This is a genomic window from Streptomyces sp. BR123 (genome assembly GCF_013401435.1).
Taxonomy (GTDB): Bacteria; Actinomycetota; Actinomycetes; order Streptomycetales; family Streptomycetaceae; genus Streptomyces.
This window is the reverse complement of sequence record NZ_JACBGN010000645.1, coordinates 1-866: the sequence shown is the minus strand read 5'-3', so window position 1 is coordinate 866 and position 866 is coordinate 1. Positions and strand designations below refer to the sequence as shown.

Here is an 866-nt window from a genome sequence, read left to right as displayed (position 1 = left end):
GCCCCGACCCCCGCATCCACGGCCCCCACAACCGCGGCTACGACCTGATGGACGGCAAGCCGGTCGACGTCACCGAATGGAACATGTCCGACCGCTTCGCCGCCGGCGACATGATCTCCACCACCCGCGACCTGGAACGCTTCCTCGTCGCCCTCTTCCGCGGCCACGTCGTCCCGGAACCCCAGCTCGCCGAAATATTCACCGTCCCGGACATCCCCGGCGCCACCTACGGCGCCGCCCTCGAACGCCACGTGGTCAACGGCAAGGAGATCTGGGGCAAGACCGGCGCCCGCCCCGGCTACCACACGGTGATCGCCGCCACCCGCGACCTGTCCCGCACCGTCGTCTACTCGGTCAACAGCACCGACGCCAAGGGCGACGGCCTGAGGACGGTCCAGCGCTTCGCCTTCCCGGCCTTCAACCGCTGAGCCCACCCCTCCGGCAGGGGCCGATCCAGCTCGGCCTCGGCGGTCACGGCCCGCAGCCGCCACCCACCCGAAGCACGCAGCATCCGCTGCGGACCGCACCCCCGCCCGCCGACCCGACACCGCCGGGCGCGGCTGCTCCCCCTGGGCGTCTTTCCTTGGGGCCCTCCGCCGGCTGCTTCTTGCCCCGGGGCGGGGTGTGCGGTCAAGGGCGGCCGGAGGCCGTCGCGTCAGCGACGCGACGACGAAGGAGGAGCGCCCTTGACGGCGCGCCCCGCCCCGGAAACACCCTCGACCGGCGGATGGCCCCAAGCGGCTTCGCTGATGCGGGTCGGCGGTGTCCCGCAGAAGCGGTGCGGGGGATCAGCGGGCCGGCGTCGCGGAGCCACGCCGTCGGAGGGGGCGCCGGGCACGGCACCCGACGCAGGAGCGGAACCGGGA

1 protein-coding gene is annotated in these 866 nt (G+C 73.8%); it reads left to right on the top strand.

All coding sequences use genetic code 11. The features are described from left to right. The coding region (locus tag HYE82_RS36845; protein ID WP_179178573.1) for a serine hydrolase at nt 1-428 on the top strand (428 nt) is incomplete at its 5' end. Between the last annotated feature and the right edge of the window lie 438 nt (nt 429-866).